Genomic DNA, 23,235 nt, shown 5'->3' on the forward strand with positions numbered 1-23,235 from the left:
TAGGAGCGACCTGAATCCAGAAACAGGGAAACAATCTGGGTGAGTAAGGTGTGAGTTATGGGTTATTTTTTAAGACGTTTGTCATTTTATTTTGTCGCGCTATTAGTTGCTGCGACGTTAAACTTTATTATTCCAAGAGCAATGCCTGGTGACCCAGTTACCATGATGTTTGCGAACGCTTCTGTACAAGTTACTCCAGAGCGTATTGCTGCAATGAAAGAACTATTAGGCTTCGTTGATGGTGGCTACTTAGTTCAATACGTGGCGTACATGAAGAACATTCTTAGCTGGGAACTTGGTACATCAATTCAATTCTACCCACTTTCTGTAAACACACTGTTGGGTGGAGCATTCGGTTGGTCGCTTTTCTTAGCCGGCACCGCAGTTATTCTTTCTTTCTCGATTGGTTCAATCCTAGGTATTTTCGCAGCGTGGAAACGCGGCAGTAAGTACGATGCCTTCGTAACGCCAGGGATGCTGATTCTACAAGCCGTTCCTCAAGTTGTTATCGCGATGATTGCACTATTTACCTTTGCAATTGGCTTGAAGTGGTTCCCAACAGGGTATGCCTACACCGCTGGTACTATACCTGATTGGACAAGCTGGGCATTCATTAAAGATGTCGCTTACCACGCCTTCTTACCACTGTTCTGTGCTTCTGTTGTTCAAATTGGTGGCTTCCTAGTAAACATGCGTAACAACATGATCAACCTATTAGCCGAAGACTACATCACCATGGCGAAAGGCAAAGGCCTGAGCGAAAACCGAGTGGTATTCAACTACGCAGCTCGTAACGCGATGCTACCTAGTGTGACAGCCCTGTCAATGTCGCTAGGTATGGCAATCGGCGGTCAGTTAATTATCGAAATCATCTTTAACTACCCAGGTCTTGGCAGCGTACTTTTCAACGCAATTAACGCTCGTGACTACCAAGTACTGCAAGGTCAGCTGCTTATCATGACGCTATTCATGCTGTTCTTTAACCTAGTTGCAGACATGCTTTACGTTGTTCTTGACCCTCGTCTTCGTAAGGGTGGTAAATAATCATGAAAGACTTTTTAAAACTCATTTGGCGTAACCCGATGGCCCTAACAGGCGTCATCATCCTAAGTATTTTTATTCTTGGCGCGATTGCAGCTCCATTAATCACCAAACATGTACCAGACAAGCGTACAGGTAACCCACACGAATATCCTGGTTTCGTGGTGAAGTCTGCACAAACTAACCCTGATGGCTGGGTTGCTCAAAATCTAGCAGACGACCGTCGTACATTGATCATGTCTAAAAAGGCAGACCACGTACTAGGTACAACTCGTATGGGTCGTGACGTTTGGTCTCAAGTGGTATACGGCGCACGCGTATCTCTTGCTGTAGGTTTTGGTGCGGGTCTAACCGTATGTTTACTCGCAACTGTTATTGGTGTTTCTGCAGGTTACTTCGGTGGCCGTGTCGATGACGTTCTAACAGCCGCAATGAACATCATGCTGGTAATCCCTCAATACCCATTACTGTTCGTAGTAGCAGCCTTTATCGGTGAGGCAGGGCCACTCACCATAACCTTGGTTATCGGCTTTATGTCCTGGGCTTGGGGCGCCCGTGTTGTTCGCTCCCAGACCTTAGCACTGCGTGAAAAAGAGTTTGTAAAAGCCGCTGAAGTTTTGGGTGAATCTTCATTCCGCATCATCTTCGTAGAGATTCTGCCAAACCTTATCTCTATCGTTGGCGCAAGCTTCATCGGTTCGGTGATGTACGCAATCATGATGGAAGCAACCATCTCGTTCCTAGGTCTTGGTGACCCGAACACAATCAGCTGGGGCATCATGCTTTACAACGTTCAAACCTCTTCATCAATGCTGATTGGCGCTTGGTGGGAACTGCTGGCTCCTTGTATCGCACTGACACTACTTGTAACTGGCCTTGCTCTACTTAACTTCGCGGTCGATGAAATTGCTAACCCGCAACTGCGTTCTCACAAAGGCATGAAGCGTTGGAAGAAACTAGCAGCACAAGACAAAGAAGAACGTGAACCAGAACTACCACCACAAAATGCACTTTGGAGCGGAGATAAATAATCATGTCTGAACCACTAATTTCTATCCGCAACTTATGCGTGGATTACATCACAGAGTCAGGCGATGTTCGTGCGTGTAACAACGTAAGTTTCGACATCGCTCCAGGTGAAGTATTCGGCCTAGCTGGTGAATCTGGCTGTGGTAAATCAACGGTCGCTTTCTCTCTTATGCGTCTTCATAAGCCGCCCGCTTACATCAGTGGTGGTGAGGTTATCTTCAACGGTGAGAACATCCTTGAATACAGTGATGACCGTATGCAGTCGTTCCGTTGGAGCGAGATGTCGATGGTATTTCAGAGCGCGATGAACGCACTCAACCCAGTACTACCGATGGAAGAGCAGTTCTGTGACGTAATCATGCGTCACACCAACATGACTCGTGAGCAAGCTAAACAACGTGCTGAAGGTCTACTTGAAATCGTAGATATTCACCCGAGCCGATTGAGTGATTACCCTCACCAATTCTCTGGCGGCATGCGTCAGCGCTTAGTTATCGCTATCGCGTTAGCACTGAATCCAAAGCTGATCATTATGGATGAGCCGACAACCGCACTTGATGTGGTTGTGCAACGCGAAATCCTACAAAAGATCTATGCACTGAAAGAAGAGTTTGGCTTCTCGATTCTGTTCATCACCCATGACTTGTCATTGATGGTCGAGTTCTCTGACCGCATCGGCATCATGTACTCAGGTGAGCTAATCGAAGTAGCTAACTCTCAAGATATTCTAGAAAACCCTTACCACCCTTACACCAAAGGGTTGGGAAGTTCTTTCCCTCCACTGACAGGGCCAAAGACAAAGTTAGCAGGTATTCCGGGTAACCCTCTGAACCTGTTAGAGATCCCTGAAGGGTGTCGTTTCCAAGCTCGTTGTGACCGTGTACATGAAAAGTGTACCAAGGTGCCAACCAAGCTGCGTTCTATCGACCCGGGACATTTGTCTAACTGCCACCTGTACGGTGACCCAATAGTACAAAGGAAGCTATAGCTTGCGTGAATAACGAACAAGGCGGCTCGACCGCCTAAAAACAAGCAAAGCGAATAAGGATTCTGGAGACAATTATGAGCAAAGATTTCGGTCAATTATTGGTAGAAGGCAAGAATGTCGTAAAAGACTTCCCAATAAGCAGTACCACCATTCAGACCCCAATGATGCGTGCGATTAACGACGTGTCATTCAAGATGTACAAAAGCCGTGGCCTAGCAGTGGTTGGTGAGTCTGGTTCAGGCAAATCAACAACCGCAAAAATGATCGCAAAAATGTACGCACCTTCAGGCGGCACGATCGAATACAAAGGTCGTGATATCCAAGAGATCTCAAGCAGAAAAGATCTTATGCACTACCGTGAAGGCGTGCAGATGGTATGGCAAGACCCGTTTGGTTCATTGAACCCAACACACAATATCTTCCACCACATTGCTCGACCACTGTTGATCCACAAGAAGGTAACCCCGGGCAATAAGAGAGAACTAGAAGAACGTGTTTACGATCTTTTAGAGCAAGTGGGCCTGATCCCACCAAAAGAGACGGCGAAGAAGTACCCTCACCAACTGTCTGGCGGCCAACGTCAACGTGTCAACCTAGCCCGCAACATCGCGGTAGGTGCCGAAGTTGTACTAGCCGATGAGCCAACTTCAATGCTTGATGTATCGATTCGTGCCGGTGTTTTGAACCTGATGGAAGAGATGAAGTTCGAGAAGCAAATGTCTCTGCTTTACATCACTCACGATATCGCAACCGCTCGTTACATCGCTGAAGACCTTTCGGTGATGTACGTGGGACACATGGTGGAATGGGGCGATACCGATGACGTGATTGCTAACCCTCAGCACCCATACACCCAATTGCTTGTTTCGGCCGTTCCAGATCCTAAGAAGTCGATCCACGAGCAACTTGCAGGCAACAAAGGTGAGATTCCTCTGTGGACACCAGTATCAGCAGGCTGCCCATTTGCAGGCCGATGTACTCACGCAATGGATAAGTGCAAAGAGCAGCTACCAGGGGTTACGCAGCTCGCTGATAACCACTTTGTGCGCTGTTACCTACACGAAAGCTAAGCAATAAAACCCAAGTTAGGGTCTTCGGACCCTAACTATTTATATCCAAAACATTCAAGTACCTAGCCAATAGAAACTAGGACTGTCGGAGAATATTGATGCTGTTATTGACCAACCATATTGGCTATGAGTCCACAGGCCCGAAGCAAGCTATCCTACAAACTAAGAAAGCTCGCCTATCAAGCACTACGGCTCTACTCGTCTGTGCTGACAACCATATGACTGTCGGAAATTTTGATGTGGTTAAACAAGGCCGCGTAGCAAATTGGCATCAAGGGCAATTCTTCACTATTGATTTCAGTTCAGTCACTGAATCTGGTCGCTACTACCTACGTTTTGACAACCTGCGTTCAGAAGTATTTGAGATTGGTAGCAACCTATTAATGAACCACACGTTTTCTGATGTGCTTCATTACTTTAAGTCACAACGCTGTGGCGGGATTTTCGACAAAAAAGATCGACAAGCACAAATTCTAGGTACCGACCGATACGTCGATGTCCACGGTGGATGGTATGACGCATCAGGTGATGTCAGTAAGTATTTTAGCCACCTGTCTTATGGTAACTACCTAAACCCACAACAAATTCCGATGGTCGTTTGGAACATGCTAAAAAGCGTACGCTTGACTGGCCATAACCCAGACTTCCCGAAATTCTCCATGACTCGTCTAACGGAAGAGGCTCTGTTCGGTGCCGACTTCTTAGTGCGTATGCAAGACGCTGACGGATACTTCTATATGACGGTATTCGACAAATGGAGCAAAGATATCAACCAACGCGATATCTGCGCTTATGCGACTCAAGAAGGTCATAAATCAACGGACTTACAAGCGGGCTACCGACAAGGTGCAGGTGTTGCTATCGCAGCATTAGCCGCAGCTTCTGAGCTTGAAATCTCTGGTAGCTACTCGAGCCACACATACCTTGAAATGGCGGTTAAGGGTTACTGGCATCTAAAAGAGTACAACCTCCAGTATCTAAACGATGGTGAAGAGAACATCATCGATGAGTATTGCGCCCTACTCGCAGCCAATGAGCTGTATCGCGTAACACAAGACCAGCAATACCTATCAGAAGCAAGAACTTGGGCGACTCGTTTAATCTCTCGTCAGCAATCCGATGATTCATTTGAGCACTTCTGGTCGGCAAACTCTGAAGGCTCTCGTCCATACTTTCACGCAGCTGAAGCCGGTCTTCCTGTGATTGCACTATGTGAATACATCGACAACGAAACCGATGCTGAATTAAAAGAACAGGCGCGCACAGTTGTTGAACAAGCTTGTCAGTTCGAAATCAACATCACCGACAAAGTCACCAACCCATTTGGCTATCCAAGACAATACGTTAAATCTGTCGATGGTGATAAACGTGATGCCTTCTTCGTCGCTCAACAGAACGAAACCGGTTACTGGTGGCAAGGCGAGAACGCACGCCTTGGCTCACTCGCAACCATGGCTTACCTAGTTCAACCGCACATTAAAGATAGCGAACTTCAAGAGCGCTTAATCCAGCTTTCACAAAATAGCCTTGATTGGATCTTGGGCCTCAACCCATACCACATGTGCATGCTCGATGGTCATGGCCATAACAACCCAGACTACCTACCTCAGCTTGGGTTCTTCAATGCGAAAGGCGGTATCTGTAATGGCATCACAGCTGGTTTTGAAGATGAACAAGACATTGCGTTCAATCCACCAGCACAAAAAGATGACATGCTTCAAAACTGGCGCTGGGGTGAGCAATGGATCCCTCATGGTGCGTGGTTCTTATTAGCAACCGCTGCACAGTTCAACTTCTTAGCTCAGCGTAAGGAGCAATAATAATGACTCTTTACTACGTAGGTATTGATGGTGGTGGTACTTCTTGTCGTGCTCGTATTCGTGACGCTCAAGGCAAACTGATTGGTGAAGCGAAAAGTGGCAGTGGCAACATCCTTTTGGGTGTTGATGTTGCGATGAGCTCAATTATTGATGCCATCACAAAAGCGGCACAACAAGGGCAACTCAACTCAGACCATTTTTCAAATATGCATGTTGGCCTAGCGCTGGCTGGCGCTGAGCAAAAATCAGCATGGTTCGACTTCATGGCTCAACCACACCCTTTCGCAAGCATGACACTAAATACCGACGCTTATGGCGCTTGCATTGGTGCTCACAATGGCCAAGACGGCGCAATCATGATCGGTGGTACGGGTTCTTGCGGTATCTTCCTAAAAGACGGTGAGCAACATGTGGTTGGCGGTCGTGAATTTCCGATTTCAGATCAAGGCGGCGGCGCAGTCATGGGCTTACGTTTGATTCAACAAGTCTTGCTTGCAGAAGACGGTATTCGCAACAAAACCCCGCTGACTCTACATGTGATGAATCACTTTAATAATGATGTGGATGCCATTGTCGAATGGTCAAAAGGTGCTATTCCAAAGGATTACGGTCAATTCTCACCAGTTATTTTTCAACTCGCTAACGAAGGTGACGAACTGGCTATCGATATGCTCAAGCAAACCGCGGCTGATATCGAAATGTTTGTCTTAGCACTGCATCGAAAAGGCGCTGACAAGGTGTGCTTAATGGGAAGTATCGCTGAGCGTATTCTCAACTGGCTATCACCACCAGTACAACAATGGATCGTTAAACCTCAATTCGACGCTATTGAAGGCGCATTGATGTTTGCCGGAAAACCACAACACAACTTGTATCAACAGGCTTAGCAGGGAAGTTATATGAATTATCGCATCGACTTAGCTGTTCTTTCTGAACAAAAAAATAACTGCCGATTTGGCCTTACGGTACATAACTTAAGTGACCTCGACGTAAAAGATTGGTCTCTGCACTTTGCATTTGATCGTTTCATCCTTCCAGAGAGTTTATCGCAAGGAGAGCTGACTCAAGTTGGCAGCTTTTGCTCATTCACACCAAGTTCGTCAGTGTTAAAGGCCAACAACCATTACTACCTTGAATTCAGTATTCAAAGCGCACCATTCCGCTTCTATTCTGATGGCCTTAACGATGCCTTTATCCAGTCACATAATGATGGAGAAACATCGGTACTGCCTGTCGCGATATCACCCATAGTACTGGCTTCGCCATACCGTGAACGCAATCAAATACCTGAAGTTAACGCTGCTGAGATTGCATTGATTCCTCAGCCTAATCAGATCGAATTTCAGCAAGGTAGTTTAGCGCTAAGTAACTTCGCGCTAAATAACGACTGCAGAATTGAGGTTCAATCTCATCTTGCTGATAAGGCAGTCTCTTGGTTCCAGCAAGAGTTGCTCTCGACCTTTGAGCTGTCTCTTTCGACCGCGCTTTCAGCTGAACTTTCAAAAGACGAAAGCGGCAACATTCTATTTCGCAGCAACCCGACGTTAGATGAAGCCGAATACAAACTGACCATCACTGCACAACAGATTATTGCTGAATCAGGCAGCCAGTCGGGCTTTACACACGCTGTGGCAAGCTTGATTCAACTAGTTCAACAACTGGACGCAGAGAACTTCTCTCTACCATGTTGCAAGATAGCCGACCAACCGCGCTTTAAGTACCGCGGCATGATGTTGGACTGCGCTCGTCACTTCCACTCAGTAGAGCAAGTGAAGCGTTTAATCAATCAACTGGCGCACTACAAGTTCAACGTATTTCATTGGCACCTAACTGACGATGAAGGTTGGAGAATTGAGATAAAGAGCCTGCCACAGCTAACAGAAATTGGCGCTTGGCGTGGCCCTGATCATGCACTAGAGCCGCAATATACCCACATTGCGGAAAACTACGGCGGCTTCTACACGCAACAACAAATTCGTGAAGTCATTGAATATGCAGAGCAACGCAGCATCACGGTGATCCCAGAGATCGATATTCCGGGACACTGCCGTGCCGCAATCAAATCACTGCCTGACATGCTGGTAGAGCAAGCGGATACCACTCAATACAAGAGCATTCAGCACTACAACGACAATGTACTAAACCCAGGTTTGCCCGGTACTTACCAATTTCTAGATGCAGTTATTGAAGAAGTCGCAGAGCTATTCCCGAGCGAATTGATTCACATGGGTGCAGACGAAGTGCCACCCGGTGTGTGGACCAACAGCCCTGCTGCTCAAGCATTGATGAAAGAACACCAGTACCAAGACAGCAAAGACCTACAAGGCCACCTATTCCGCTATGCCGAAAACAAGCTTAAGCAACTCGGCAAACGCATGGTCGGCTGGGAAGAAGCACAGCACGGCGACAAAGTGAGTAAAGAGACCATCATCTACTCATGGCTCAGTGAAGAAGCGGCTGTCAATTGCGCTCGCCAAGGCTTTGATGTGGTGTTGCAACCTGCACAGTTTACCTATCTCGACATGACCCAAGATTATGCACCGGAAGAACCGGGCGTAGATTGGGCTGCCGTTATCCCATTAGAACAAGCTTATACCTACGAAGCACTTGCTGAGGTATCCGACACCGACCCAATTCGTAAGCGGATCCGCGGAATTCAGTGTGCTCTATGGTGTGAGATCGTCACCAACCAAAAGCGTATGGATTACATGGTATTCCCAAGAATTAGCGCTTTAGCTGAAGGATGTTGGACACATAAAAACAACCGAAACTGGCTAGATTACCTATCTCGCCTAAAGGGGCATCTGCCATTACTCGACAAACTCAATGTTGATTATCGCAACCCTTGGAAAGCTCAATAAAACAAACCAAAGCGACACTCATATCGAGTGGTTGCTGACTCAAATTAAGGTGCTCAGTTAGATACGACTCAGCATCACTATTTAAAAATTAGCTGCATAGATGCAGTTTGTTAAAAAGGAAATGACAATGAAATACGGCTATTTCGATAACGACAATCGCGAATACGTCATCACTCGCCCTGATGTACCAGCACCTTGGACAAACTACCTAGGTACTGAAAAGTTTTGTACCGTGATTTCGCACAATGCGGGCGGTTACTCGTTCTACAATTCTCCGGAATACAACCGTGTTACTAAGTTCCGTCCAAACGGCACCTTTGACCGTCCTGGACACTATGTGTACCTGCGTGATGATGAGACAGGTGATTACTGGTCTATCTCTTGGCAACCAGTGGCAAAGAGCCTAGATGAAGCGAACTACGAAGTTCGTCACGGCCTGTCATACTCAAAATTCAAATGTGAATACAGCGGCATTACCGCAACCAAGACGCTATTCGTACCTAAGGGTGAAGATGCAGAAGTTTGGGACGTTGTATTAAAGAACAACACTGACAAGCCACGTACTATCAGCACTTTCTCGTTTGTTGAGTTCTCTTTCAGCCATATTCAATCAGACAATCAAAACCATCAGATGTCTTTGTACTCTGCGGGCACGTCTTACCAAGAAGGTGTTCTGGAATACGACCTGTACTACAACACTAACGACTTTGAAGGCTTCTACTACCTAGCTTCAACTTTCTCACCAGACAGCTACGATGGCCAACGTGACAACTTCCTTGGTATGTACCGTGATGAAGCAAATCCAATTGCGGTTGAAAACGGTAAGTGTTCTAACAGCGCTCAAACTTGTTACAACCATTGTGGTTCTCTGCACAAGCAATTTACGATTCAACCCGGTGAAGAAGTTCGCTTTGCGTATGTACTCGGTATCGGTAAAGGCAACGGTGAACGCCTACGTGAGAAGTACCAAGACACAGCAAACGTAGACGCCGCTTTCCAAGGCATCAAAGATCACTGGGACGAGCGTTGCAACAAATTCCAAGTTAAGTCGCCAAACGAAGGCTTAGACACAATGATCAACACGTGGACGCTATACCAAGCGGAAACCTGTGTGGTTTGGTCACGCTTTGCATCATTCATCGAAGTTGGCGGTCGTACTGGTCTTGGTTACCGTGATACGGCTCAAGATGCTATTTCAGTACCCCATGCCAACCCACAAATGACCAAGAAACGTATTATCGACCTGCTTCGCGGCCAAGTGAAAGCGGGCTACGGTCTACACTTGTTCGATCCTGACTGGTTCGATCCAGAGAAAGCCGACGTTGAGCCATCAAAATCACCAACAGTTGTTCCAACACCGTCAGATGACGACAAGATCCACGGCATTGAAGACACATGTTCTGATGACCACCTATGGATCGTTCCGACCATTATCAAATACGTAATGGAAACCGGTGAGCACGACTTCTTCGATGAAGTGATTCCATACGCAGACGGTGGCGAGGCGACAGTTTATGAACACATGAAAGCGGCACTGAACTTCTCTGCTGAATACGTGGGTCAAACGGGTATCTGTAAAGGTCTTCGAGCTGACTGGAATGACTGTTTGAACCTAGGTGGTGGTGAATCTTCAATGGTTTCATTCCTACACTTCTGGGCGCTACAAGAATTCCTAGATCTTGCTAAGTTCCGTAATAACGATGCTGATGTTGCGAAATACACTGAAATGGCAGCTAACGTTCGCGAAGCGTGTGAAACGCACCTTTGGGATGACGAAGGCGGCTGGTACATCCGTGGTCTAACTAAAAATGGCGACAAGATCGGTACCGCTCAACAAGCTGAAGGTCGTGTACACCTTGAGTCAAACACGCTAGCCGTTCTATCTGGTGCTGTATCTCAAGAACGCGGTGAGAAAGCGATGGACGCTGTTGATGAGAACCTTTTCTCAGAATACGGCCTACACCTAAACTCTCCTTCATTTGCAACACCAAACGATGATATCGGTTTCGTAACTCGCGTTTACCAAGGCGTAAAAGAGAACGGCGCAATCTTCTCTCACCCTAACCCATGGGCCTGGGTAGCAGAAGCGAAACTAGGCCGTGGTGACCGTGCGATGAAATTCTATGACGCACTGAACCCATACAACCAAAACGACATGATTGAAACGCGTTACGCAGAACCATACTCGTACGTGCAGTTCATCATGGGTAAAGATCACCAAGACCACGGCCGTGCAAACCACCCTTGGTTAACCGGTACCTCTGGTTGGGCTTACTTCGCGGTAACCAACTTCATTCTTGGTGTTCGTACAGGCTTTGAAGGCTTAACGGTTGATCCTTGTATCCCGACTGATTGGCCAGAATTCGAGGTTACTCGTCAATGGCGTGGCGCAACTTACAACATCACAGTGCAAAACCCGAATGCAGTAAGCAAAGGCGTTGCCTCTATCACTATCAATGGTGAATCAGTTGAAGGCGCTATCCCAGTACAAGCAGAAGGCAGCGTGAACGATGTTGTCGTTGTTCTAGGCTAGTCACGCAATTTAACGAACAGCTCTTGTCTCAAGTCTTTACAGGCTTGAGACAATGAGACTAAAAGGATTTTCTAATGATTAAATTTGGTACAGGTGGCTGGCGCGCTTTCATTGGTGAGGAGTTCACTAGAGAAAACGTCCGTTTGGTAGCGCAAGCACTCGCTAACATCATCAACAACGAAGATGCAGCCAAGAATGGGTTTGTGATCGGCTATGACCGTCGTTTCCTTTCCGATAAAGCCGCATGTTGGTTTGCAGAAGTACTTGCGGCGAACAACATCAAAGTAAGCTTCATCGATAAGTTTGTTCCAACACCTATCGTGATGTTCCAAGCAAAAGAGATGGGATGCACCTACTCGGCGTGTATTACCGCCTCTCACAACCCAGCCGATTACAATGGCATCAAGGTATTCATTGAAGGTGGCCGTGATGCTGATGAGATCATCACAGAGAAGATCGAACAGCAAATCGCAACACTGACCAACGAAGATATTATTCGTGTCGATTTCGAGCAAGCATTAAACGACAAAGAAATCGAGATCATCAACCCGATGAACGACTTTGTTGATTCAATCATCAACTTCATCGATATCGATTCGATCAAGAAAGCTAACCTACGTGTACTGATTGACCCAATGTTTGGCGTTGCAAAAAATGCTCTGCAAACCGTGCTGATTAACGGTCGCTGTGATGTCGACGTCATCAACGATGGCAAAAACCCAGATTTTGGTGGCTTAATGCCGTCGCCAAATGCTGCAACGCTGTATCGCTTGAAGCACTTAGTTGCAGCAGAAGGCTATGACATTGGTATTGGTACTGATGGCGATGCTGACCGTTTGGGAATAATCGATGAGAAAGGTCACTTCATTCACCCTAACGAAGTGCTACTCCTACTTTACTACTACTTGCTGGAATACAAAGGCTGGAAGGGCTCTGTCGTTCGTAACATCGCAACCACACACCTACTGGATAAAGTGGCGGCAGATCATGGTGAGAAGAGCTTTGAGGTTCCTGTAGGCTTTAAGCATATCAGCTCACAAATGGAGGCCGATGACTCTCTGATTGGTGGCGAAAGTTCAGGTGGTTTAACCATTCGTGGTCACATCAAAGGTAAGGATGGCGTATTTGCTTCAAGCTTACTGGTTGAGATGATCAGTGTGACAGGCAAGAAGCTGTCTGAACTGCTTGATGAGATTTACTCTAAATATGGCTATGCCTACACCGCAGAAGGCGATTGTAAGTTTAAACCTTCAGAGAAAGAAGCGCTTTACACTAAGATCTACGTCGAGAAGCAACTGCCTGAATTTGAATACGAAATTGAAAAAGTAAGCTATGAAGATGGTGCCAAGGTGTACTTCAAGAATGGCGGCTGGGTGATTGCTCGCTTCTCAGGAACAGAGCCGTTACTACGAATCTTCGCAGAAATGGAAGATAAAGACACTGCAGAACGTGTTCTTCAAAAAGTGAAAGACTTCCTCTCTCTATAGGCTTATAGAGTGCAGCAGTTTTGTATGGGACTTAACAAATCACTGCCTTGTTAAAGCCTATAAGTGAAGAACTCTTGCCCAGTACTTTGATTAAAGTGCTGGGCTTTTTTATCGCGATTCTTGTAACGATTAGTATCGCGTTATATCTCTTTAAAAAGCCAATACGCCTTTGGTATCGACTTTTACGTTGACCGGCATACCCACTTCAAGTGCTTCTGACGAGGTTGCTAATAACTTCTGACCATGCGCTTCGATTACATAACGACAGTGATCACCCATAAATTGCTGTTCTAGCACCGAAATAGCACTATCTTGCTCGTAACTTGCTTGGATATGCTGGGGCCTTAGCAGAAGCTCACATGTATTGCCGAACTCAATCTCCGTTTGCGGTTTGGCTTCAACCATACCCAAACTGGTTTCAAATTCATGCTCCGAAATACGCTGTGCATTGAGGTAGCTACCGCCACCCAAAAAGTCTGCAACAAACTTACTTGAAGGATGGAAATACAACTCAGATGCCGAACCATACTGCTCAATCACACCATGGTTCATTACTGCCATTTTATCTGCAAATGCGAACGCTTCTTCACGGCTGTGAGTTACGAAGATAGCTGTAACACCCTGCTTCTTAAAAATCTTGCGAATCTGAGAAATCAGCTCATGACGAACCTGAGTATCGATGTTTGAGAATGGTTCATCTAACAGTAGCAAGTCTGGCTTGTACGCCAAAGAACGAGCAATAGCGACACGCTGTTGTTGACCACCTGAAAGTTGGTGTGGGTAGCGGTCACCGTACTCATCTAAGTGAACCAACTCCAGCATCTCTTGAACTTTGTCTTTCTTTTGCTGCTCAGAAAGGTCTGTCAAGCCAAAGCCGACATTCTGGTTTACCGTCAGATGCGGAAACAGGGCGTAATCTTGGAAAATCATACCAATGTTACGCTGCTCTGGTGGCAACCAATTCTCGCCATCATCAATGGTTTGACAGTTCAAACTCATCACACCGCTACTTAATGGAAGTAAGCCTGCAATCGCCTTCAGTAAGGTCGTTTTACCGCAGCCACTCGCACCAAGAAGACAAACAATTTCACCATGCTCAACTTCTAACGAGAGCGCTTCCAAAATGGTTTGCGACTCATACTTACAAGTCAGATCTTTAATTGATAATGCACAACTCATTAGTTTTTCTGCTCCAAGGAACGGTTTACGATGATCAGAGGAATTAAACCCACCAACACCAATAATACAGCAGGCATCGCCGCCAATTCTAGGTGCTCATCTGAGGCATAGTTATAAACATAAGTCGCCAATGTCTCGAAGTTGAAAGGACGCAGCAGCAATGCCGCATTCAACTCTTTCATTGATTCGATAAACACCAGTAAGCCAGCGATCAATGCGCCACGTTTAATCAAAGGTAAATGAACACGACGTAACATCTGGTTGGTATTGCAGCCCATGGTTTTAGAAGCCATATCCAATGAAGGGGATACTTTGCTCAAGCTGCTTTCAATACTGCCAATTGCCACTGCTGAGAAACGTACGACCATGGCAAAGATTAGCGCGAACATGGAGCCAGAGAAGATCAAACCAGGTCGCCCCCACTCCATCACTTTCGCAATGTCATTGACCAAGTGATCCATGAACAAAACAGGTACCATCACACCAATCGCTAACACGGTGCCTGGGACGGCATAGCCCATCGAAGCGAGGCGCATATAAGCCTGATTCTTCTTACTCGGACTAACGCGTTGGTTAAAGTTAACAATCATCGCGATAATCACGCCAATAATCGCAGCAGCTACCGAAACGTAAAGGCTGTTGATGGCATATTCTCTGAATTCAGGGGTCCAGCTTTGAGCAAAATATTTGTAGGCGTAAATAATGAGCTGGCCAAGAGGGAATAAGAACGCAACGCAAACTAATCCCCAGCACCAGAATAGTGCCAGCCATTTTTTCCAACCAGAAAGGTCGTAACGAAAATCTTCGCGGCTGCTGAACTGATTCTGGAATAGCTTCTGCTTACGGCGACTGTATCGCTCTGAGCTCAACAGTAGGATCACGATAACCAGCATGATTGCCGATATTTTCGCAGCTGCCGTTAAGCTTGAGTAGCCTAGCCAAGTATCATAAACCGCAGTCGTTAAAGTATTTACCGCAAAGTAACTCACGGTACCAAAGTCACCGATGGTCTCCATAGCAACAAGCGATAAACCGACCGCCATTGATGGACGAACAAGTGGTAAGGAGATACGACGGAAGCTTTCCCAAGGCGAGCATTTTAGCAAACGAGCAGATTGTAATAAGGAGACGTTTTGCTCCATAAATGCCGCGCGGCACAGCAAATAAACATAAGGATAGAGAACGAGAGACAGAACAATAATAGCGCCGGATAAGGTTCTAATATCTGGGAACCAATACTCACCGGGTCCCCACCCAGTAAGATCTCGCAGTAGAACCTGAACAGGGCCGGCAAAGTCGAACCAATCGGTAAAGATATAGCCAACAATATAGCCTGGCATTGCTAATGGCAGGACGAGTGCCCACTGCAAAACACGCTCTCCCGGAACACGGCACATTGCCATAACCCAAGCCGACGGAATACCAAAAACTAAAGACAGGAACATGGTTCCTATGACTAAAACCACCGTATTGTAGGCATAGGTAGGCATCACTGTGGACATCAGATGAGAAAATAGCTCATCTGTTTCTCCAACAGCCGTCGTAAAAATCGCTAAGATCGGTAAAACCAGTAATACAGCAATAATGCCGCTACTGGTGTTCCATAAATAATTCTTTTCTTTCATCGCCTAACTACAACGAGGCTTAATGAAACACAAATGCATTTGCAAATACATCTCATATCCTTTTAATGGTGGGGTTATTTATACCCATATACTCTAATGACTTCAAGGTGAGATGCTAATAACTCAAGGGATCAACGGGGTGCTTTGTATCAAAAAGTGATTTTCCAATAACAAACAACCCCAAGTAGCCAAAATGGCGACTTGAGGTTGTCATTTTACTTAGGCCGAAGCCTACCGTAATAAATTATAGATCGAACTTAACTTCGTCTAATAGCTTGATTGCAGCCGCGTGGTGGTTTGCAATTTCGTCTAGAGAAATAGTATCCGCTTTGAACTCGCCCCATGAAGCAACAAGCTCAGAAGGTTTAACGTCTGCTTTCACTGGGTATTCGTAGTTCACTTCTGCGTACATGCTTTGTGCTGTGTCACCAGATAGGAATTCCATCAGCTTAACGGCATTCTCTTCATTTGGAGAGTATTTAGCCATTGCCATACCAGAGATGTTTACGTGAGTACCTGTAGTCTCTTGGTTAGGGAAGTTAATGTAAACAGAGTCAGCCCAAGCTTTTTGCTCTTTATCATTAACCATCTTACCTAGGTAGTAGCTGTTACCAAGAGCAACATCACATAGACCTTCTTTAATCGCTTTAACTTGCGCGCGGTCGTTACCTTGAGGCTTACGTGCTAGGTTTGCTTTTACGCCTTCTAGCCATTCTTTCGTTTCAGCTTCACCTTTGTGAGCAATCATCGAAGATACTAGAGAAACATTGTATGGGTGCTTACCACTACGAGTACAGATTTTGCCTTTAAATTCAGGCTTAGTTAGATCTTCGTAAGTGAACTCTTCACCTAGACGACCAACACGGTCACGTGAAGAATAAACGCTACGTGTACGAGTTGTTAGAGCGAACCACTCGTTATCTGTATCTTGGTATTGAGCTGGGATGTTCTTTTCAAGTACATCGCTCTCTACAGATTGAACTAGACCTTGTTTAGTTAATTCAGATAGACGGCTGATATCTACAGTTAAGACAACGTCAGCTGGGCTGTATTCACCCTCTTGAGCTAACTTCTCTGCTAAACCTTTTTTAGCAAACTTAACGTTTACTTTAATACCAGTCTCTTTTGTGAACTCTTTGAACATTGGCTCAACAAGGAAAGGTTGACGGTAAGAGTATACGTTTACTTCTTCCGCAGCCATTGCTGTCGGAGCAATTACACCACACGCTAGAGCTGAAAGTGTTAGCAGTTTCTTCATTGTAAAATCCTTTATATCGAAATGATAATGTCTATCAGTTGCGTTATTATATTCATCATTAACATAATTACAATGACGACCAACAAAAAATCCGTCTACTCAGACCATTCAAACTCTCACTTTTGTAACAAACCATTTCAACTTTGTGTCTTGTCGTTCCCCTTAAACAATGAGCCTAACTTCAACGTTCGTGTTTATATATTGTGCAACCGTAAATACAACAAAGCCCCGCAACAAGAGTTGCGGGGCTTTCTTTGTCCAACCTAACCCATTCAGATTAGGCGACGACTGTTGATTATTTTACTGATACAAACTCAGGGTAAGCGCCGACACCACAATCGTGCATGTCCATACCTTCAAGTTCTTCATCTTCCGTTACTCGGATACCGATTGTTGCTTTAAGCACCGCCCATACTGCTAGGCTAGCACCGAATACCCATGCAAAGATGACTGCTGCACCCATTAGCTGAGCACCAAACGTTGCATCAGCGTTGCTTAGTGGCACAGCCATTAGACCGAAGAAACCACATACACCGTGTACAGAGATAGCACCTACTGGATCATCAATCTTAGCTTTGTCTAGAGCGATAATGCTGAATACAACCAATGCACCAGATACCGAACCAATCGCTACAGCAAATAGAGGTGATGGTGATAGAGGGTCTGCAGTGATTGCTACTAGGCCAGCTAACGCGCCGTTAAGAATCATTGTTAGGTCTGCTTTACCCCAAGTTGTTTTACATACTAGTAGTGCTGCAATTGCGCCTGCTGCTGCTGCTGCGTTGGTGTTAAGGAAGATTTGACCTACTGCTGTTGCGTTCTCAAAATCCGAAACCATCAGTTGAGAACCGCCGTTGAAACCGAACCAACCGAACCAAAGGATAAATGTACCTAGCGTTGCAAGTGGCATGTTTGAACCAGGAATCGGGTAGATTTCACCGTTCTTACCGTATTTACCTTTACGAGCACCGAGTAGTAGAACACCAGCTAACGCTGCTGCTGCACCAGCCATGTGTACGATACCTGAACCTGCGAAGTCACTGAAACCCGCTTCTGATAGGAAACCACCGCCCCAAGTCCAATAACCTTCAACAGGGTAAATGAACGCTGTTAGTACTACAGAGAAGATTAGGAATGACCAAAGCTTCATACGCTCAGCAACCGCACCAGATACTACAGACATTGCTGTTGCAACGAATACTACCTGGAAGAAGAAGTCTGATTCTAGAGAGTGATCTGCGCCTTCACCTTGTGTACCAATTAGAGTACCAAATGATGGCAACCAACCGCCTTCACCGTTGTCGACATACATGATGTTGTAACCAACCACTAAGAAAGCTGTACAAGCAATTGCGTACAAACAGATGTTCTTAGTTAAAATTTCTGTGGTGTTCTTTGAACGAACTAGGCCAGCTTCTAACATCGCGAAGCCTGCTGCCATCCACATTACCAACGCACCTGAAATGAGGAAGAAAAAAGTGTCTAGTGCGTAACGTAGTTCCGTTACTGTTGTTGTAAGTTCCATATTAAAGTCTCCAGTCCTTGTAATTCTTTAAAGTGCTTCAGCATCCATTTCACCAGTACGAATTCGTACGGCTTGGCTTAGGTCATACACAAAAATTTTGCCGTCGCCGATTTTTCCGGTGTGTGCCGCTTGGCTAATCGCTTCAACAACTCGGTCAACATTCTCAGCTTGGGTAGCAATCTCTAGCTTCACCTTTGGTAGGAAATCCACTTGGTACTCTGCACCACGATACAATTCAGTGTGTCCCTTCTGACGACCAAAGCCTTTCACTTCAGAAACAGTCATACCTTCAATACCCACATCAGAGAGCGCTTCGCGTACATCGTCTAATTTGAATGGCTTAACAATGGCATTTATTAATTTCATATTCGTTCCTTAAATTCTTACTTAATCCGTTAATTCTCTTATTACAATCCAAGTAGCGTGCCAAAAAGTTAAGTGCTTGATTTTAAATAAGATGAAGATAATAAGGTCGTAATAACGAAAAAGGCCGCACCAACATGGTGCAGCCTTTTCACTATCTTAATGCGCGATGCTCTTATTGCTCCAGTTTTGGGCAACGGAGCCTTCAAAGCTCTGAATGACTAACAAATAGGTCTTAGGACTAGTAACCTAAAAAATCCATCCAGCGTTCGATGAGCAGTTCGAAATCGTCGATTCCACAGCTTGCTTGGCTTTCACAGTTATAGAAGTCGAACTCACTGCCCTCTTCCATCTCTTGCTCATGCGCTAACACGTTTTCTTGAATCGTTACTTCGTCTTCATTAATCGCAAGGCTAATCTCTTTGCCAAGCAACGTCACTTCATTGCTCAAGTCCTGTCGAGATTGCTCAATCAACGCCATCACATGATCTAATTTTTGCTTATCTTTACCGATCTCTTCTTGAAGCCAACGGCCAACAATCTCATGGCCCATGCTGCATTTCACATAGTATTCACCCATTAGAGTGTTTCTAGTAAATTCAAACTCCATAACTCAACCTATACTGCATTAATACTCAAGCGATACTATTTCTGAGTATACCATTGTCTTGTGAGAAACGAGCGTATTGACGAATTTATCGTTACGATCCAACCTACACAGTCAATGAAGAGGAGGGCTCTATGCAGTTGAACGAAATGATTGCCAAACAAATTGTCGAACGAACCATGAAGATCATCCCACACTCGATTAATGTGATGGATAATAAAGGTCGCATTATTGGATCCAGTGATCCTACTCGCTTATACCAAAAACATGAAGGAGCGGTACTTGCCATCACCGAATCACGAGTCGTTAATATTGACGAAGCCACTGCCGAACACCTAAAAGGGGTTAAGCCTGGAGTTAATTTACCGATTCTATTTCAGGATAATGTCATTGGGGCGATTGGGGTTTCTGGGACACTGCAGCAAGTTCATCATTTTGGTGAGCTGGTGAAGATGACCGCTGAGCTTATTGTTGAACAAGCTGTACTTATGTCTCAAGTAGAATGGAATAAGAGGCATCGTGAAGAATTGGTATTGCAATTAATCCGAGGTAGCACGCTTAATGACATGCAACTGCAATCCATCGCACAGCGTCTGGATCTCGACCTTGCACAACCGCGGATTGCCGCCATCGTCAAGGTGTTACCGATAGGAGACACTGCGCCTTCATTGGAAAACTTACAGCAATTAGTACATTTACTTGAATATCCCGAGCGCGATAATTTAGTCGGTATCTTGTCTGTTTCACAAAACGAAGTGGTGGTACTCAAGCCTATAACCCTGATAGGGAACAGCTGGTCCAAGGATGCAGAAGCCAAGCGCGTGAAATTGCTACTCAAAAGAATAAAGAAAGAAGCTAAGTTTCAAATCAAGATTGCGCTTGGGGATTACTTTACCGGACTTTCTGGTTTAGCACGCTCATATGATACCGCTGAGCTCACTATGCGCAGTGTCGGTAACCGCCCCGGAGACATGTTTTTCTATCAAGACTATCGACTGCCGGCCATTATGAGTAGCCTGTTACAAGATCCATGGATTCGTGAGCAACTGGAGCAGTCTTACCTACATCTTCAACAATAGGACAGTAAAGGGATACTGATCAAAACTTTGAAGACATATTTAAAGCAGAACTGTGATTCAGCTCTCACCTGTAACGAACTACATATCCATCGCAATACGCTACGCTATCGAACAGACAAGATAAACCAAATAACATCATTAAATATCAACAATATAGACGATCTATTTCAACTCTACATTGCAATAAATCTATTCCACTGGTCGAGCTAAAAAATGTGCAACTGCACAATTTAAAGGGACCGATTTGAGCACTTATTTGTAGAGAATGACAAAGACTTACCAACCCTATATCTTTATATTTGCCGAAAATGACACATCGTTATCTGGGAAATAGAACATGATTGAAGTTTCAACTCTTGGCGCACTTTCAGCATTGATTGTTGCTATCGCGCTCATTCTTAAAAAAGTGCCACCCACCTACGGCATGATCATCGGTGCTTTGGTTGGCGGCGTGGTTGGCGGCGTTTCTCTCACCGAAACCGTTGAGTTAATGATAGGTGGTGCCCAAGGGATCGTCACTTCAGTGATGCGAATTCTCGCCGCTGGTGTGTTGGCCGGCGTACTAATTGAATCAGGGGCGGCTACCTCGATTGCAGAATCCATCATCAAAAAAGTAGGCGAAACTCGCGCCTTACTTGCTCTTGCCATTGCGACCATGATTTTAACCGCTGTTGGCGTTTTCGTTGATGTGGCCGTTATCACGGTTTCTCCTATTGCACTGGCTATTGCTCGCCGCGCAGACCTTTCTAAAACCGCGATCCTTTTGGCGATGGTGGGCGGCGGTAAAGCAGGTAATGTCATGTCGCCTAACCCAAATGCCATTGCGGCGGCTGATGCGTTCAATGTTCCGTTAACCTCTGTGATGGCTGCAGGCGTGATTCCGGGTCTATTTGGGCTGCTTTTCGCCTACTTCTTGGCAAAGCGCCTCGTCAATAAAGGTTCAAAAGTAGCGGAAAGTGAAGTGGTCAAAGCGGATCAAAGTTCACTGCCAAGCTTTTCTTCTTCAATCGTTGCACCGTTAGTGGCTATTGCCCTACTCGCGCTGCGACCACTCGCTGATATCAATGTTGATCCTCTAATTGCATTACCCTTGGGTGGATTGCTGGGTGCACTGGCTATGGGTCGCTTCAAACAAGCCAATAGCTTTGCGGTTTCAGGCTTGTCACGTATGGCACCGGTTGCTGTAATGCTACTGGGCACAGGAACCATTGCAGGCATCATTGCTAACTCAGGACTAAAAGCTGATCTGATTGAAGTGCTGACGATGTCTGGGCTGCCTTCTTACTTACTTGCTCCGTTTTCTGGCGCACTGATGGCACTATCAACCGCATCGACAACTGCCGGAACAGTAGTGGCATCGAATGTATTTGCCAGCACCATTCTTGAGCTAGGTGTTCCAGCTCTCGCAGGCGCAGCAATGATCCACTCTGGTGCGACAGTACTTGACCATATGCCACATGGTAGCTTCTTCCATGCCACGGGTGGTGCGGTACATATGAGTATTCATGAACGTCTAAAACTCATCCCTTATGAGTCAGCGGTCGGTCTTGTTATCGCCTTCGTCTCAGTAATGATCTTCGGTGTATTTGGTCTGTTTGTTTAAGTTTAAAGGTATCAAAATGAAAATTGTAATTGCTCCTGACTCATATAAAGAAAGCCTATCAGCAATGGGCGTTGCTCAAGCGATTGAAGATGGCTTTAAACAGCTAATACCAAACGCCGAATACGTAAAATTACCAATGGCTGATGGTGGTGAAGGCACAGTACAATCTCTGGTGGATGCGACCAATGGCTCTATCATCCAACATCCAGTGATTGGTCCATTAGGTGAAATTGTCGAAGGCTTCTACGGTATGTTCGGTGACGGTAAAACTGCCATTATTGAAATGGCGGCCGCTTCCGGCCTAGATTTAGTCTCTCCAGAACAACGTAATCCACTAAAAACCACTACCTATGGTACGGGTGAGTTGATCAAAGCCGTATTAGATAAAGGTGTTGAGCATATTATTATTGGCATTGGTGGTAGTGCGACCAATGATGGTGGCTTAGGAATGGCTCAAGCGCTAGGCATTCGTATGCTAGATGCAGAGGGTCACGAGCTGGTGTTTGGTGGTGGTGAACTGTCAAAACTGACAACCATTGATCTCACCAACCTCGACCCACGCCTACAAAACGTACGCTTAGAGGTCGCTTGTGATGTCGATAATCCATTATGCGGACCAAAAGGGGCATCACAGGTATTCGGTCCGCAAAAAGGCGCAACACCAGAAATGGTTGAGCTGTTAGATGCTAACCTTGCTCATTATGCCAGTATCATGAAAAACCAGTTAGGCGTCGATGTCATTGATCTCCCTGGTGCTGGCGCGGCAGGCGGTCTAGGCGCGGCACTTGTTGGCCTGTTAAATGCGGAGCTTCGCCCTGGTATTAACATCGTAATGGACGCCGTCAATTTAGATGAAATAGTCTCAGATGCTGATCTTGTGATTACAGGAGAGGGGCGCATTGATAGCCAAACCATTCATGGCAAAACACCGATTGGTGTCGCTCGCACAGCCAAAAAACATAAACTGCCTGTCATCGGTATTGCCGGCTGTCTAGCCAGTGATTGTGGTGTGGTTCATGAGCATGGTATCGACGCGGTATTTGCGGTAGTGAACCGTTCAGTAGACTTGCCGACAGCTTTGGCTGAAGCGGCTGAAAATATTGAACTTACTGCTCGCAATGTTGCAGCAATGTATACGATTAAGCACTAATCGAGCTCTCTGTAAGC

The 23,235-nt window shown here is 45.7% G+C and carries 17 protein-coding genes and 1 pseudogene; 12 read left to right on the forward strand and 6 right to left on the reverse strand.

The genetic code is table 11. The features are described from left to right. Positions 1 to 57 precede the first annotated feature (57 nt). From AB6D93_RS05680 to AB6D93_RS05720, 9 genes are all read left to right on the forward strand, one after another. A complete protein-coding gene (locus AB6D93_RS05680) occupies positions 58 to 1,044 on the forward strand; it encodes an ABC transporter permease (RefSeq protein WP_017059409.1) in 987 nt (328 codons plus the stop codon). A gap of 2 nt (positions 1,045 to 1,046) precedes the next feature. Next, a complete protein-coding gene (locus AB6D93_RS05685; protein WP_017056648.1) occupies positions 1,047 to 2,072 on the forward strand; it encodes an ABC transporter permease in 1,026 nt (341 codons plus the stop codon). Positions 2,073 to 2,074: 2 nt separating this feature from the next. Then, positions 2,075 to 3,058: an ABC transporter ATP-binding protein gene (locus tag AB6D93_RS05690; RefSeq protein ID WP_017063265.1), complete on the forward strand. Its 984-nt coding sequence runs from the start codon at positions 2,075 to 2,077 to the stop codon at positions 3,056 to 3,058. 74 nt (positions 3,059 to 3,132) lie between these two features. Then, positions 3,133 to 4,128, forward strand: coding sequence for an ABC transporter ATP-binding protein (locus AB6D93_RS05695; protein ID WP_017063264.1), 996 nt, complete (start codon positions 3,133 to 3,135; stop codon positions 4,126 to 4,128). 98 nt (positions 4,129 to 4,226) lie between these two features. After that, positions 4,227 to 5,948 carry a glycoside hydrolase family 9 protein gene (locus AB6D93_RS05700; protein ID WP_102331936.1) on the forward strand — a complete coding sequence of 574 codons (1,722 nt, stop codon included), beginning with the start codon at positions 4,227 to 4,229 and terminating at the stop codon, positions 5,946 to 5,948. Between the two features lie 2 nt (positions 5,949 to 5,950). Then, a complete protein-coding gene (locus AB6D93_RS05705; RefSeq protein ID WP_102331935.1) occupies positions 5,951 to 6,835 on the forward strand; it encodes an N-acetylglucosamine kinase in 885 nt (294 codons plus the stop codon). A 12-nt stretch (positions 6,836 to 6,847) separates the two neighbouring features. Further along, positions 6,848 to 8,809, forward strand: a complete 1,962-nt coding sequence (locus AB6D93_RS05710) for a beta-N-acetylhexosaminidase (protein WP_102331934.1) — start codon at positions 6,848 to 6,850, stop codon at positions 8,807 to 8,809. Positions 8,810 to 8,936: 127 nt separating this feature from the next. Further along, the gene (locus AB6D93_RS05715; RefSeq protein WP_017066806.1) at positions 8,937 to 11,342 is read left to right on the forward strand and encodes a GH36-type glycosyl hydrolase domain-containing protein; all 2,406 of its coding nucleotides are present in this window, start codon (positions 8,937 to 8,939) and stop codon (positions 11,340 to 11,342) included. A gap of 74 nt (positions 11,343 to 11,416) precedes the next feature. Next, the gene (locus AB6D93_RS05720; protein WP_017059416.1) at positions 11,417 to 12,829 is read left to right on the forward strand and encodes a phosphoglucomutase/phosphomannomutase family protein; all 1,413 of its coding nucleotides are present in this window, start codon (positions 11,417 to 11,419) and stop codon (positions 12,827 to 12,829) included. Between the two features lie 150 nt (positions 12,830 to 12,979). Here the strand turns inward: AB6D93_RS05720 and AB6D93_RS05725 are convergent, their stop codons facing one another. From AB6D93_RS05725 to AB6D93_RS05750, 6 genes are all read right to left on the reverse strand, one after another. Continuing rightward, the gene (locus tag AB6D93_RS05725; protein ID WP_102331933.1) at positions 12,980 to 14,008 is read right to left on the reverse strand and encodes an ABC transporter ATP-binding protein; all 1,029 of its coding nucleotides are present in this window, start codon (positions 14,006 to 14,008) and stop codon (positions 12,980 to 12,982) included. Next, positions 14,008 to 15,633, reverse strand: coding sequence for an iron ABC transporter permease (locus AB6D93_RS05730; RefSeq protein ID WP_017059418.1), 1,626 nt, complete (start codon positions 15,631 to 15,633; stop codon positions 14,008 to 14,010). The genes AB6D93_RS05725 and AB6D93_RS05730 overlap by 1 nt, the downstream gene beginning before the upstream one ends. A 244-nt stretch (positions 15,634 to 15,877) precedes the next feature. Further along, positions 15,878 to 16,891, reverse strand: a complete 1,014-nt coding sequence (locus AB6D93_RS05735) for a Fe(3+) ABC transporter substrate-binding protein (protein WP_017059419.1) — start codon at positions 16,889 to 16,891, stop codon at positions 15,878 to 15,880. A gap of 295 nt (positions 16,892 to 17,186) precedes the next feature. Next, complete coding sequence (locus AB6D93_RS05740; protein WP_017059420.1) at positions 17,187 to 18,416, reverse strand: ammonium transporter; 1,230 nt, start codon at positions 18,414 to 18,416, stop codon at positions 17,187 to 17,189. 27 nt (positions 18,417 to 18,443) lie between these two features. After that, positions 18,444 to 18,782 carry a P-II family nitrogen regulator gene (glnK, locus tag AB6D93_RS05745; RefSeq protein WP_004738200.1) on the reverse strand — a complete coding sequence of 113 codons (339 nt, stop codon included), beginning with the start codon at positions 18,780 to 18,782 and terminating at the stop codon, positions 18,444 to 18,446. Positions 18,783 to 19,020: 238 nt separating this feature from the next. Beyond that, positions 19,021 to 19,389, reverse strand: coding sequence for a YacL family protein (locus tag AB6D93_RS05750; RefSeq protein WP_019824378.1), 369 nt, complete (start codon positions 19,387 to 19,389; stop codon positions 19,021 to 19,023). 131 nt (positions 19,390 to 19,520) lie between these two features. Between AB6D93_RS05750 and AB6D93_RS05755 the strand changes: the two are divergent. The 3 genes and pseudogenes from AB6D93_RS05755 to AB6D93_RS05765 all read left to right on the forward strand — a co-directional run bounded on the left by AB6D93_RS05755 (position 19,521) and on the right by AB6D93_RS05765 (position 23,218). Continuing rightward, positions 19,521 to 20,675, forward strand: a pseudogene (locus AB6D93_RS05755) (sugar diacid recognition domain-containing protein). Positions 20,676 to 20,802: 127 nt separating this feature from the next. Then, positions 20,803 to 22,068 (forward strand): GntP family permease, encoded by a 1,266-nt coding sequence (locus tag AB6D93_RS05760; RefSeq protein WP_017059423.1) that lies wholly within the window; start codon positions 20,803 to 20,805, stop codon positions 22,066 to 22,068. A gap of 16 nt (positions 22,069 to 22,084) precedes the next feature. Beyond that, positions 22,085 to 23,218, forward strand: coding sequence for a glycerate kinase (locus AB6D93_RS05765; RefSeq protein ID WP_017059424.1), 1,134 nt, complete (start codon positions 22,085 to 22,087; stop codon positions 23,216 to 23,218). Positions 23,219 to 23,235: the final 17 nt, after the last annotated feature.

It is taken from the genome of Vibrio sp. 10N.247.310.23 (assembly GCF_041467155.1).
GTDB lineage: Bacteria > Pseudomonadota > Gammaproteobacteria > Enterobacterales > Vibrionaceae > Vibrio > Vibrio crassostreae_C.